Consider the following 12,770-nt stretch of genomic DNA (forward strand, 5'->3'; position numbering starts at 1 on the left):
GTATCCCGCCCTCACCCCTCCGGCCTTACGCACTTCAGGCGCATCCTGTGCGCCCAGGAAAGCCACGATGAACCAAAAAAAAGGGAAAGAGCCAGGCCCTTTCCCTTCATCCAGAGTGCAACAAGCGAACCGCCGTAGCGGTGGGATGGGTCTTAAGCGGCCAGCGCCGCTTTCGCCTGCTCCACCACCTCGGCAAAGGCCGGCTTGTCGTGTACGGCCAGGTCAGCGAGCACCCGACGGTCCAGCCCGATCTCGGCCTTCTTCAGGCCGTTGATGAACTGGCTGTAGGGCATACCGTTAGCACGCGACTGGGCGTTGATCCGGGTGATCCAGAGGGCCCGGAACTGGCGCTTGCGCTGGCGACGGTCACGGTAGGCGTACTGCCCGGCCTTGGTAACCGCCTGCTTGGCAACCCGGAACACGCGGCTGCGTGCGCCGTAGTAACCCTTGGCTTGCTTGAGAATCTTCTTGTGCCGCCGATGGGCGACGACACCACGTTTTACGCGAGGCATAGTAGTCTCCTGTGTCCGTCAGTCGCTTAGCGGGCCCGCAGCATGCGGTCGATGAGCACCTTGTCGCTCGGGTGGATCATGTCCGTCCCGCGCAGCTGGCGCTTCCGCTTGGTCGTCATCTTGGTCAGGATGTGGCTCTTGTAAGCGTGCTTGCGCTTATAGCCGCCAGCAGTCTTTTTGAACCGCTTGGCCGCCCCGCTGTGAATTTTTGCTTTTGGCATGTCAGTACTCCGCTGTCGAAGTTTCAATTACGAGCGCATCAGGGCATTCACGGGCCGCTAACCGCTCTTCTTTCTCGGGGCGATGACCATGGTCATCTGCCGCCCCTCCATCTTCGGGAACTGCTCGACGGACCCGAGTTCCTGAAGATCCGCCTCTACCCGCTTGAGGAGCTCCAGGCCGAGTTCCTGGTGGGCCATCTCACGGCCGCGAAAGCGCAGCGTGACCTTGGCCTTGTCTCCGTTTTCGAGGAAGCGCGTCAGGTTGCGCAGCTTCACCTCGTAATCGCCCTGTTCCGTCCCGGGACGGAATTTCATTTCCTTGATCTGCGTCCGCTTCGCCTTCTTCTTCTGCAGGTTCTTCTGCTTCTTGGCCTCGAAGACGTGCTTGCCGTAATCCATGATCTTGCAGACTACCGGCTCGGACTGATCGGCAATAAGCACCAGGTCGAGGCTCTCGGCCTCGGCCCTGGCACGGGCGTCGGCCATCGGCACGATGCCGATCTGCTCGCCGTCAGAACCGATGAGGCGACAGGTGGTCGCCGTGATTTCGTCGTTCGTTAGGGCGCGTTTGCCCTTGCCTGCGTCTTTCTTAATGCTGCTTCTCCAATGCAATACGACCGCGTCGCGCCACATCCTCCGCAAGGATCCGGCTGAATGCCTCGAGGTCCATAGACCCCAGATCCTCACCGCTGCGGGCGCGCACGGCCACGGTCTGCGATTCGACTTCCTTGTCCCCGATTACCAGGAGGTAGGGAACACGCTGAATCGTGTGCTCGCGGATTTTAAAGCCGATCTTCTCGTTTCTCAAGTCCGAAATGACACGAAAGCCCTTGTTTTGCAAGGAATCTTCCACACTTTTCACATAATCGTGCTGCTTATCGGTGATATTGAGCACCACAGCCTGGGTCGGCGCCAGCCAGGCCGGGAAGGCGCCTTCGAAATGCTCGATGAGAATCCCGATGAAACGCTCGAAGGAACCGAGGATGGCCCGGTGCAGCATCACCGGCACTTTCCGCGAGCCGTCCTCGGCCACGTACTGCGCGTCCAGGCGGCCCGGCATGGAGAAATCCACCTGAATCGTGCCCAGCTGCCAGATCCGACCGATGCAGTCCTTCAGGGAGAACTCGATCTTCGGCCCGTAGAAGGCGCCTTCCCCCGGCAGTTCCTCCCAGTCAAGGCCCTGGGCATCGAGGGCATCGGCAAGGGCTTTCTCGGCCCGGTCCCAGTCCTCATCGGTCCCCACCCGCTGCGCCGGGCGCGTCGACAGGCGGTAGATGACGTCCTCGAAGCCGAAGTCCGCATAGACTTCATGCAGGAAGTCGATAAAGCGCGACACCTCCGGTTGGATCTGCTCTTCCGTGCAGAAGATATGCGCGTCGTCCTGGGTGAAGCCGCGCACTCGCATGATGCCGTGCAGGGAACCCGAGGGCTCGTTGCGGTGGCAGCTGCCGAATTCCGCCAGGCGCAGGGGCAGGTCCCGGTAGGAGCGCAGGCCCTGGTTGAAGACCTGCACGTGGCAGGGGCAGTTCATGGGCTTGACCGCGTAGTCACGCTCCTCCGCCTTGAGCATGAACATGTCGTCGCCGAACTTGTCAGCGTGGCCGGACTTTTCCCAGAGGGTCATGTCCACCACCTGCGGCGTGCGAATTTCCTGGTAGCCGTGGGCGTGCTGCTGGGCGCGCATGTATTGCTCGATGACCTGATAGAGCGTCCAGCCCGCCGGGTGCCAGAAGACCATGCCCGGGGCCTCTTCCTGGGTGTGGAAGAGGTCGAGCTTTCTGGCGATCTTGCGGTGATCACGCTTCTCAGCCTCCTCGAGGCGCGTGAGGTACTGCTTGAGCTGCTTCTTGTCGCCCCAGGCCGTGCCGTAGATGCGCTGCAGCATGTCGTTCTTCGCATCGCCACGCCAGTAGGCGCCGGCCAGCTTGGTGAGCTTGAAAGCGCCGAGCTTGCCCGTGCTGGGCACGTGCGGACCGCGGCAGAGGTCCATCCATTCGCCCTGACGGTAAAGGGAAATCTCCTCGCCCTCGGGCAGCTCGCGGATGATCTCCACCTTGTAATGTTCGCCCTGCTCCGCAAACAAGGCGGCGGCTTCATCCCGGTCCATGACCAGGCGCTCGACCGGGAGGTCCTCGGCGGCGAGCTCCGCCATGCGCTGCTCGATCTTCGGCAGGTCGTCGGGGGTGAAGTGGTGCTCGCCGGCAAAGTCATAATAGAAGCCGTCCTCGATCACCGGGCCGATGGTGACCTGGGTGCCCGGGTAGAGGTCCTGCACCGCCATGGCCAGCAGGTGGGCCGTGGAGTGGCGGATGACCTCGAGGCCGGCATCGTCGCGGCCGGTAATAATAGCAAGGGCAGCGTCGCCCTCGATGCAATGGCTGGTGTCGACCTCACGGCCGTCGACCACGCCGGCCAGGGCGGCCTTGGCCAGGCCCGGGCCGATGTCGGCAGCGACCTCGTGAACAGTTACCGGCCGGTCGAATTCACGGACGCTGCCGTCAGGCAAAGTAATCGCGGGCATATTGATCCTCCTCCAGTGGTGGCCCCTACGCCAGGCCACGTGACTAACGGTGCAGCGCAGGATGCACCGGCTGCAAGGGCGCGAAATGATGCCCGAAAACGCCCCGGATTGAAACCACAAGCGGGACCTATGCGGCTACCGCTTCCGCCCTGTTGCGGCCCTCTTCCTTCGCGCGGTACAGCGCCTGATCCGCGCGTGACACCAGCTCTGCAGCGCTCGCACAGTCGATTGCCCCGCACTCCGCGACCCCCAGGCTGATGGTCACGTACCCGAAGGGTGACGCCGCATGGGGGATGCGTGCCTCCTCGACGGCGCGACGGAGCTTATCCGCCAGGAAGCCCGCCGGGGCCGTACCGGTGGTCTCGATCACGGCAAACTCCTCTCCGCCAATGCGTGCCCGGAAGTCCGAACCGCGCTGGGTCTGCTGCCGCAGGAGATCGGCCACGCGGCGCAGGCATTCGTCGCCGGCGGGATGTCCGTGTGGTCGTTGTACTGCTTGAAACATTCGATATCGATCTGGCGGGTAAGCGTGTGCGAAGGAGCGCAGCAGCTTACTGAACAAGTGTGCCGTTGTCCGTCCCGCGCGCGCCAGCGACGGGCAGCGACGGTTTTTGAGGCAGATCAAGGGGGCAGGAGTCGAAAAGCATTAGCCTGACAGCTGATGTGAAAATTCCCTAACAAAGGAGAGGCCCCGTGAACCATCTCTTCAAACTTCTCTGCGGTGTGGTGGCCGCGCTGGCCCTGACTCAGGTGGCCGCAGCCGCAGAGCTGCGCGAACGCGCCCTGGGGATGTTCTCGCCCCTGCCGTCGACCTTCCCGGCCCTGAAAGACAACGTCATCACCGGAGAAAAGATCGAACTCGGCAAAGCGCTGTTCTTCGATCCACGCATGTCTGCCTCGGGCGTCTTCTCCTGCAATTCCTGCCACAACCTCGCCACCGGCGGTGATGACAACATGGAAACCTCAATCGGCCACGCCTGGCAGAAAGGACCGCGCAACTCGCCCACGGTGCTCAATGCCGTGTTCAACGAGGCGCAGTTCTGGGACGGGCGCGCAGCAGACCTTGCGGAGCAGGCCAAGGGGCCGGTGCAGGCGGGAGTCGAGATGGCAAACACGCCCGCTAACGTGGTGGCGACACTCACCTCAATGCCCCAGTATGTGGCGTGGTTCGAGGAGGCTTTCCCCGAGGAGAAAAACCCCGTCAGCTTCGATAATTTCGCCAAAGCGATCGAAGCCTATGAGGCTACGCTCATCACCCCCGCACCGTTCGATGCGTGGCTCAATGGTGACGACGGCGCATTGACCGGGGATCAGCTGGCCGGGCTGGAACTGTTCATGAACAAGGGTTGTTCGGCGTGCCACAACGGCGTCAATCTGGGCGGCAATGGCTACTTCCCTTTCGGCCTGATCGAGAAGCCCGGTGCCGACGTGCTGCCGCCCGACGACCGAGGCCGCTTTGCAGTGACCAAAACCGCAGACGATTCCTACGTTTTCCGCGCCTCGCCGCTGCGTAACATCGACCAGACCGCGCCGTATTTTCACTCCGGCAAGGTCTGGGACCTGAAGGTGGCCGTGCAGATCATGGGCACCTCGCAGCTGGGCACCGAGATCAACGATCAGCAAGCTGATCAGATCGTGGCCTTCCTCACGGCGTTGACCGGCAAGGTACCCGAGGTGGTCTATCCGGTGCTGCCGCGCGAAACCTCACAGACGCCCCGGCCCAGCGGCGAGCTCCAATAAGCCCGGCCCCCGCGGCGGCGCCTGCCCGGACGTGGTAAGCGCCGCCGCCTCCACCACGTAACGCAGGGGCCCGCCCACGGCCACTGCGTCGAAAGGAAAGCAGGTCACCAGCACGAGCCCGTCCTCGAGGCTTGCGCGAAGCGGTCCGGCGCGGCTGTCGAGGACTCGCTGGCGCACCACTTCATAGGTCCGCGTGCTGCCACCGCGGACCGTAAGCAGCAGCCGGTCTCCCGGGGTGACTGCTGCAAGCCAGGCAAAATGGGTGTCACGATGACCGGCCAGAAGCACGACGCCCGGTTCACCGGGGGCCGCGCCCGTCGGGTCCAGGCCCGGGCCGAAGGCGAGTGCCTGACCGTTGGTGCCGTACAGCACGTACTGGGTCTCACCCAGCGACGGTATCGAAAGGCGGGCCACAGGCCAGGTGTCTGCCCAGGGCCAGGGACGGGGCCTGGCAGCATCCGGTTGCTGGGCCCAGGCGCGGGCGATAAGCCACTGGGCGAGCAGCGCCTTGCCGTGGATCACGCCGGCCCCGCCCAGGAGCCAGGCAGCGCCGGCGAGTAGCGCCACGGCCAGTAGCACTCGTGGCCCCCTCACGGTGTCCGTCCCTCCTCACGCAGGGCGAAGAGCACAGTAGCCATAAAGAGCAGCAGCAGCCCTGCCCAGATCTTCGCCCGGGCCGTCGTCGCCGTAGCCGGGAACGCAAAGGGCTGCGGCGCCTGGCCGGCGGGCCGGGCATTGGGCGCCACGCTATCGCGGGCATCGACCTTCGCCGGCCGGGCGCGACGCTCCTCGACGGCGATGAAACTGGTGAAAGGCGTCAGCAGCTGGTGCGTGAGCGCCAGCGGCAACACCTGGGCACGCACTGCCTGGCGCTCCGCACCCACTTCCAGCGTATCGAGGAGGGCCTGCACGCGGCCACGGGCCCAAAGTGTGCCCACCCCCGGCGCATCGCCGCTTCTCTCATTCACCACCAGCGTCTGCGACCACAGCTCACCGGCCCGCTGGCCGGTTATCTTGACCGATCCATCCAGCGCCCCGGGTAGAGCCACAGCCTGCAGCACCGGCTGCCCGGTATAGAGGTCCGGGACGATCGCCGGCACCGCATCGGCGCCGGCGGGCCAGCGCACGTCGATGCCAGTGAGCACCGGGCTCGCCAGGCGAGCCAGCAGCGCATCCATGGCCGGGCCCGCCTCCTCCGCTTTGCCGATGTGGGTAAAGGTGCCCCGGCCGACCTCCGAGGCCCGGCGCATGAACCAGCTGTTCGGCGCCGAGCCGATGCCCACGGTAAACAGCCGCGCCCGGCCAAGGCGCTCCCGGATGCGGGCAAAGAGCGCCCGCTCGTTACCAACGGCGCCATCGGTGATGAACACCACCTGCCGCAGTCGCCCGGCACCCTGCTCTGCCGCCGGCAGCGCCAGCTCCAGAGCCGGCCGCATTTCCGTGCCGCCGCGAGCATCGAGGCGATCGACATAGCGGCGGGCCGCCTGCAGCGCTGCCGGCGTCGCTGCCTGCGCCGACGGGTAGAGCGCCTCGACCTTGTCGTCGAAGGCAATGACGTTGAAGTGATCCTCCGGCCGCAGTGCCGCCAGGGCGGCATGCACACTGGCCCGGGCCTGCTCGATGGGCGTGCCACCCATGGAGCCGGAGCGGTCCACCACCAGCACCAGCTCCCGGGGCGGTGGCGCTTGGCCGCCGGGCCGCGGCGGCAGAAGCATCAGGTACGCGTAGTGCTGCCCGTCGACCACCTCACTGTAAAGGGCCGCGGCCGGCGCTGTGCCGCGCACCGGAACCCAGCGCAGGACGAAGTCCCGGTCCATCTCGGCGACGCCGGCACGCAGTGAGGCACGGTAACGGGCACCGTCGCGCTCAAGGGCGAGGTCGTGGTAGAGCGCCTCCACCGACGCCAGGGGCACGCCGGCATCAAGCGACAGCGCCACCTGCATCGGATTGAGCGGCGCCGCATCGCTGCCCGCGGCAGCGTGCTGGAGGGGCGTGATGCGGTGGGCGTCCGGCACCTGGTCCGTCGGCCGGCTCCAGTTATCACCCGCCGTGTCCGGCTCACCCACCAGCGGCTGGCCGGGGATGTAGCGCGGTGTCACGGTACTCGGAAAGCGCAGGGAGAACACGCCATCCTCGTAGGCAACGGGCAGCACCAGCTCCAGACGCACCCGCACTGTCTCCCCCGGCGGAATGTTGGCAAGGCGGCTGGTGAACAGGTTCGGCCGCTGCTGCTCGACGAGCGCAGCCTGCTTGCCCTCGCGCTTTGCCGCTTCAAAGACCTTTGCCGCCTCCTCGCGCTCGCGGACCCGGCCGCGGATCACGCGCTCGCCGACGACGAAGTCCAGGCGCCGCACCGCCGCCTGCCCGGGCAGGGGGAAACTGTACACACCGTGGCGCCAGCCCGGTGCCGTATTCTCAAAGGACTGCTCGAGCACCGCCACGGCCACCAGACCGTGAATCTCCAGCGAGAGGTCGCTCGCCTGGCGTAGGGAGAGAGTCGCCTTGCCGGCGTCATCGACCAGCGCCAGCGCCGGGCCCTCGGCGCGCGCCGGCGCCGTGTCGAGCAGTATGAGAAACAGTAGCGCCAGCATCGCGCGGCCCAGCCAGCGCAGCACCAGGGTGGTGAAGGGGAACGTAACAGATGCGGTTGTTGTCATGGCGATGCTCCTGAGGACGAATGGCCCTGGGGCAGGCGCGTCTTCGCGCCGGGGCCGGTGGCGTAGCCACCAACCCGACCGCGGCTGTGACACCGCTCCCACAGGGGCATGGAACCAGTACACCTTCCCGCGGTGGCACCACGCCGCCGCTGCCATGGCACGGCGCCGATCAATTGTGGCGAATCGTGGCAGCCGCTTGAGGGCGGCGGGGCTTTCTGGAATGCTGCGCCCAACCGAAGCAAGGCATCCGCCTATGCGCCAGCACATCGCCATCGTCGAAGATGAGGCCGCCATCGCGGCGAACTACAGCGAGGCCCTCGCTCGCCAGGGCTTCCGAGTCAGCACCTACCGGGACCGGCCCAGCGCCAGCCTCGCCCTCGCCGAGCAGCTGCCGGATCTGGCCATCATCGACGTGGGCCTCGGCGACGACGTGGAAGGCGGCTTCGAGCTTTGCCGGGAGCTGCGCGCGCGCAGCCCGGAACTGCCCATCGTCTTCCTCACGGCGCGGGACTCGGAGCTGGACATCGTCTCCGGCCTGCGCCTCGGCGCCGACGACTACCTCACCAAGGACATCAGCCAGGGCCATATGCTGGCGCGCATCCACGCCCTGCTGCGCCGGGTGCAGGCCCTGCGCACGCCGGTGGCGCATGAGGACGTGCTCGAGCGCGGCGCCCTGTCGCTGAACGTGGAGCGCATGACGGCACACTGGGGCGCGGCGCGGGTGGACCTTACGGTGACCGAGTTCTGGATCGTCCACGCCCTCGCCCGCCACCCGGGCCACGTGAAAAACCGGCAGCAACTCATGGACGCCGCCAGCGTCGTGCTCGACGACAACACGGTGACCTCGCACATCAAGCGGATCCGCCGCAAGTTCCAGGGCATCGACGACGCCTTCGCCGCCATCGAGACTGCCTACGGCATGGGCTACCGCTGGCAGGACGCGTGAACCTCCGCCGGCAGCTGCTGGCTGTCTCCCTGCTGCTCCTCGCCCTGCCCTGGGCAGGCTGCCAGTTTGTGCGCGAAATGGAAGGCGCCCTGCGCAGCGGCCAGGCGCAGGCCGTAGCCGCGAGTGCCCGGGCCATCGCCGCCTCCCTGCACGACCAGCCGCAGCGCTTTGCCCCTACCCCCCTCGAAGCACGGCCGGCCGCCGCAGAGCAAAGCCTCTATGCCCGGCCGGGACCGCCGGTCATCATCGATGGCTATGCCGACGACTGGGTGGACGAGGCGCGCCAGCAGCTTACGGGGGACCAGAGCCTGACCGTGCACTATGCGCTGCGTGAGCACGGCGAGCGGGTGTTCCTGCTTCTCGAGGTGCATGACGCCACGCCAGGCTACAGTGACCCGCTGCATCCCCGGGAAAACGGCGATCGCGTGCGGCTGCGCTTCGGGCGCGACGGCATGCGCGAGGCACTCATCGCCACCTCGGCGCCCGGACCGGTGCGTGCGCGGCCGCGCAACAGCAGCCTCCCCCTGCTCGACGCGCGGCGCCTTCGCGGCAGCTGGCAGGACAGCGAAGCGGGCTACCGGCTGGAACTGGACCTCCCGCTGGCGCTCATCGAAGGGCACCTGGCCTTTACCGTTATCGACGCGGATGCTTCGGGTGACCGGACGTCCGTGGGCAGTGCCCCCGAAGGACCGGCACCTGTGCTGGTGCGCCGCGCTGCCGCGCTCGACGAGCACCTCGCGCGCTTCGCTGACCCGGGCACCCGGCTCCAGGCCGTCGACGGCCAGGGCTACCTGGCCGGTGCGGCCGCCGGCGGGCCGGCCCGGGGGAACGGCACCGGCAACACCTTCTGGGCGCTGCGGGCCCTGTACCGCAGCATTCTCCGCGACCGGCCCCTGCCACCGGCGCCGGCACCCGCTGCGGGGCAGCTTGCCAGCACGGAAGTGGACAGCGCGCTGACCGGCAGCGCCGCAGCGGCCTGGTACCTCGGCGACAGCGGCAGCGCCCGGGTGGCCGCCGCGGCCCCCGTCTTTGCCGACGACGCGGTGCTAGGCGTGGTGCGTGTCAGCCAGGACAGCGAGCAGTACCTCGCCCTCGCCGATGCGGCCACGGGCCGGGTGCTGGCCCTGAGCCTGGCGGTGATGGCCTTTGCGGTGCTGGTACTGCTGGGTTACGCGAGCCTCCTCGGCTGGCGCATCCGCCGCCTGGGGCAGGCAACGGCGGCCGTGGTGGACAAGGACGGCGCCGTCGCGGGCGCGTTCCCGCGCAGCCGCGCCGGCGACGAGATCGGCGATCTCTCCCGCCGCTTCGCAGACCTGCTGGGGGCCATCGGCGGCTACAACGATTATCTGAAGCACCTGGCCCGGCAGCTAGGCCACGAACTTCGCACACCTATCGCCGTCATTCAGTCATCGCTCGACAACCTCGAGGACAATCGCCTGGCGCCGGCAGAGCGCGCGACCTACCTGCAGCGGGCCCGGGACGGTCTCGGCCGCCTGACCCGTATCCTCGCCGCCATGAGTGAGGCGTCGCGGCTGGAGGACAGTATCCGTGCCGCCGAGCTGGCGCCGCTCGAGCTGGTGCCGCTGCTAAAGGAAGTCGCGGGCGCCTACGACGACAGCTACCCGGCGCACCGCGTACGCTTCACGCCAGAGACGGGCACAGAGGGCGCCACTATCGAAGGCAGCGCGGAACTGCTGGTGCAGGCCCTGGACAAGCTGGTGGACAACGCGGCGTCCTTCGCGCCGGCGGGCAATACCATTACCGTAAAGCTCGCGCCAGCGACCGGCGGCTGGCAAGTCGCCGTGGACAACCCGGGCCCCACCCTGCCGGAGACACTACGCGGACAACTTTTCGAGCCCATGGTGTCGCTAAGGGCTGAGCGCGGCGCCTCGCCGCACCTGGGTCTGGGCCTGCACGTGGTGCAGCTCATCACCCGGCGCCTCGGCGGCAGGGCCTCAGCGGAAAACCGCCCGGGCAACGATGGCGTCGTGTTCTGCCTGTGGCTGCCACGGGCGGCAGTCAGTGCAGGAACGCCAGCTGCTTGAGCTCCGCTACCTGGTCACGCAAGGCCGCAGCCTCCTCGAACTCGAGGTTTTTAGCGTGCTCGTGCATCTGTTTTTCCAGGGTCTCGAGCTTGCGGGCCAGGGCCGTCGGTGAGAGGTTCTGCAGGTCTGCGCTGTAGCTGAGGCTGTCCTCGGCCACCTTGCGCCCCTTCGCCCGGGCCTTGGTGGGCATGCGCCGGGCGCCTTCCATGATGTCCGCCACGGACTTCTCCACGCCCCGGGGCGTGATGTGGTGCTCGGCGTTGAAGGCCTCCTGCTTCTCGCGCCGGCGCGCCGTCTCGTCCATGGCCCGCTGCATGGAACCGGTGATCCTGTCGGCGTAGAGGATCGCCCGGCCCTCCAGGTTCCGGGCTGCGCGGCCGATGGTCTGGATGAGGGAGCGATCGGACCGCAGGAAGCCCTCCTTATCCGCATCAAGAATCGCCACCAGCGCCACCTCGGGCATATCGAGGCCCTCGCGCAACAGGTTGATGCCCACAAGCACGTCGAACTTGCCAAGGCGCAGATCGCGGATGATCTCCACCCGCTCCACCGTGTCGATGTCCGAGTGCAGGTAGCGCACACGGATATCGTGCTCGGCCAGGTACTCCGTAAGATCTTCCGCCATGCGCTTGGTGAGCGTGGTCACCAGTATCCGCTGGCCTGTCTCAAGAACGATGTGGATCTCGCTGAGCAGGTCATCCACCTGCGTCGTTGCCGGCCGCACCTCTACCGCCGGGTCCACCAGGCCCGTGGGCCGCACCACCTGCTCCACCACCTGGCCGGCGTGTTTCTCTTCATACGGCCCGGGCGTTGCCGACACAAACACGGCCTGGGGCAGCAGCTGCTCCCACTCCTCAAAGCGCAGGGGCCGGTTGTCCAGCGCTGACGGCAGGCGGAAGCCGTACTCCACCAGTGTCTCCTTGCGCGAGCGGTCGCCCTTGTACATCGCGCCGATCTGCGGAATGGTCGCGTGGGACTCATCGATGATGCACAACGCATCATCCGGCAGGTACTCGAAGAGCGTCGGCGGCGGCTCGCCGGGGGCGCGGCCGGAGAGGTAGCGCGAGTAGTTCTCCACGCCCTGGCAGTAGCCCAGCTCGCGGATCATCTCGATATCGTAGCGGGTACGCTGCTGCAGCCGCTGCGCCTCCACCAGCTTTTCGGCACCCTTGAGCTGGGCGACGCGCTCCTCCAGCTCCAGCTCGATGTGCTCGATGGCGTTCAGCATAACGTCCCGGGAGGTCACGTAGTGCGTCTTGGGGAAAATCGTGACCCGCGGCAGCCGGTCGCCGATGGCACCGGTGAGCGGGTCGAAGGTGACGATGTTCTCGATCTCCTCGTCAAAGAGCTCCAGGCGCACCGCCTCGGACTCTGCGTCCGCCGGAAAGATGTCAATCACATCGCCGCGCACCCGGTAGGTGCCGCGGGAGAAATCCACATCGTTGCGCGTGTACTGCAGCTCCGCCAGCTGCCGCAGGACCTCGCGCTGATCGACCATCTCGCCGCGGGAGAGATGCATGACCATGCGGAAATAGGACTGCGGATCACCAAGACCATAGATGGCGGACACCGTCGCCACCACCAGGCAGTCCCGCCGCTCGAGGAGGGCCTTGGTGGCGGAGAGGCGCATCTGCTCGATGTGGTCGTTGATGGAGGCATCCTTCTCGATGAAGGTATCCGACGACGGCACGTAGGCCTCGGGCTGGTAGTAATCGTAGTAGGAGACGAAGTACTCCACGGCATTGTCCGGCAGAAACTCCCGGAATTCCCCGTAGAGCTGCGCCGCCAGGGTCTTGTTGTGGGCCATGATGATCGTCGGCCGCTGCACCCGCTCCACCACGTGGGCCATGGTGAAGGTCTTGCCGGAGCCTGTCACACCGAGCAGTGTCTGCGACGCCAGCCCCGCCTCGATGCCCTTCACCAGGGCATCGATGGCCTTCGGCTGGTCGCCGGCGGGCTGGAACTTGGATGCAACCCGGAAGGGCTTGCCGGTAGACACAGGCGGACTCCACTCATCGACGCGAGCCGACCATTATGACCAACTGTCCCCGCTCCGTGTAAGAGGCACGCCCTTACCGATCTACTGCCCTCGATGAATTCCCCCCTGTCGGAGGCGCGTCCCTGCACC

11 protein-coding genes are annotated in these 12,770 nt (G+C 66.7%); 3 read left to right on the top strand and 8 right to left on the bottom strand.

All coding sequences use genetic code 11. The annotated features are described in order from the left end of the window. Positions 1-152 precede the first annotated feature (152 nt). From rplT to HRUBRA_RS08625, 5 genes are all read right to left on the bottom strand, one after another. Positions 153-512: a 50S ribosomal protein L20 gene (gene rplT, locus HRUBRA_RS08605; RefSeq protein ID WP_035516328.1), complete on the bottom strand. Its 360-nt coding sequence runs from the start codon at positions 510-512 to the stop codon at positions 153-155. Between the two features lie 26 nt (positions 513-538). Further along, on the bottom strand, positions 539-733 hold the full coding sequence (gene rpmI / locus HRUBRA_RS08610; RefSeq protein ID WP_035516331.1) for a 50S ribosomal protein L35: 195 nt from the start codon (positions 731-733) through the stop codon (positions 539-541). 57 nt (positions 734-790) lie between these two features. After that, on the bottom strand, positions 791-1,345 hold the full coding sequence (gene infC / locus HRUBRA_RS08615; RefSeq protein WP_268870536.1) for a translation initiation factor IF-3: 555 nt from the start codon (positions 1,343-1,345) through the stop codon (positions 791-793). Then, the gene (thrS, locus tag HRUBRA_RS08620) at positions 1,323-3,254 is read right to left on the bottom strand and encodes a threonine--tRNA ligase (RefSeq protein ID WP_035516333.1); all 1,932 of its coding nucleotides are present in this window, start codon (positions 3,252-3,254) and stop codon (positions 1,323-1,325) included. Before thrS ends, infC begins: the two co-directional genes overlap by 23 nt. Positions 3,255-3,381: 127 nt before the next feature. Beyond that, positions 3,382-3,759: a GGDEF domain-containing protein gene (locus HRUBRA_RS08625; RefSeq protein ID WP_084592556.1), complete on the bottom strand. Its 378-nt coding sequence runs from the start codon at positions 3,757-3,759 to the stop codon at positions 3,382-3,384. A 188-nt stretch (positions 3,760-3,947) separates the two neighbouring features. Between HRUBRA_RS08625 and HRUBRA_RS08630 the strand changes: the two genes are divergently transcribed. Further along, positions 3,948-4,994 carry a cytochrome-c peroxidase gene (locus HRUBRA_RS08630; protein WP_268870537.1) on the top strand — a complete coding sequence of 349 codons (1,047 nt, stop codon included), beginning with the start codon at positions 3,948-3,950 and terminating at the stop codon, positions 4,992-4,994. Here the strand turns inward: HRUBRA_RS08630 and HRUBRA_RS08635 are convergent. Together HRUBRA_RS08635 and HRUBRA_RS08640 are read right to left on the bottom strand one after the other, a co-directional pair. After that, positions 4,959-5,588 carry a class GN sortase gene (locus HRUBRA_RS08635; protein ID WP_201771568.1) on the bottom strand — a complete coding sequence of 210 codons (630 nt, stop codon included), beginning with the start codon at positions 5,586-5,588 and terminating at the stop codon, positions 4,959-4,961. The two genes, HRUBRA_RS08630 and HRUBRA_RS08635, sit on opposite strands and share 36 nt — an antisense overlap. Beyond that, positions 5,585-7,651: a marine proteobacterial sortase target protein gene (locus HRUBRA_RS08640; protein WP_052094560.1), complete on the bottom strand. Its 2,067-nt coding sequence runs from the start codon at positions 7,649-7,651 to the stop codon at positions 5,585-5,587. The genes HRUBRA_RS08635 and HRUBRA_RS08640 overlap by 4 nt, the downstream gene beginning before the upstream one ends. 253 nt (positions 7,652-7,904) lie before the next feature. Between HRUBRA_RS08640 and pdsR the strand changes: the two genes are divergently transcribed. Next, positions 7,905-8,597 (top strand): proteobacterial dedicated sortase system response regulator, encoded by a 693-nt coding sequence (pdsR, locus tag HRUBRA_RS08645; protein ID WP_035516335.1) that lies wholly within the window; start codon positions 7,905-7,907, stop codon positions 8,595-8,597. Continuing rightward, on the top strand, positions 8,594-10,642 hold the full coding sequence (locus HRUBRA_RS08650) for an ATP-binding protein (protein WP_035516336.1): 2,049 nt from the start codon (positions 8,594-8,596) through the stop codon (positions 10,640-10,642). The genes pdsR and HRUBRA_RS08650 overlap by 4 nt, the downstream gene beginning before the upstream one ends. On the opposite strand, the gene uvrB is transcribed toward HRUBRA_RS08650, so the two are convergent. Then, positions 10,617-12,641, bottom strand: a complete 2,025-nt coding sequence (gene uvrB / locus HRUBRA_RS08655) for an excinuclease ABC subunit UvrB (RefSeq protein ID WP_035516338.1) — start codon at positions 12,639-12,641, stop codon at positions 10,617-10,619. The genes HRUBRA_RS08650 and uvrB overlap by 26 nt on opposite strands. Between the last annotated feature and the right edge of the window lie 129 nt (positions 12,642-12,770).

The sequence above is a fragment of the Pseudohaliea rubra DSM 19751 genome (genome assembly GCF_000764025.1).
Lineage (GTDB): Bacteria > Pseudomonadota > Gammaproteobacteria > Pseudomonadales > Halieaceae > Pseudohaliea > Pseudohaliea rubra.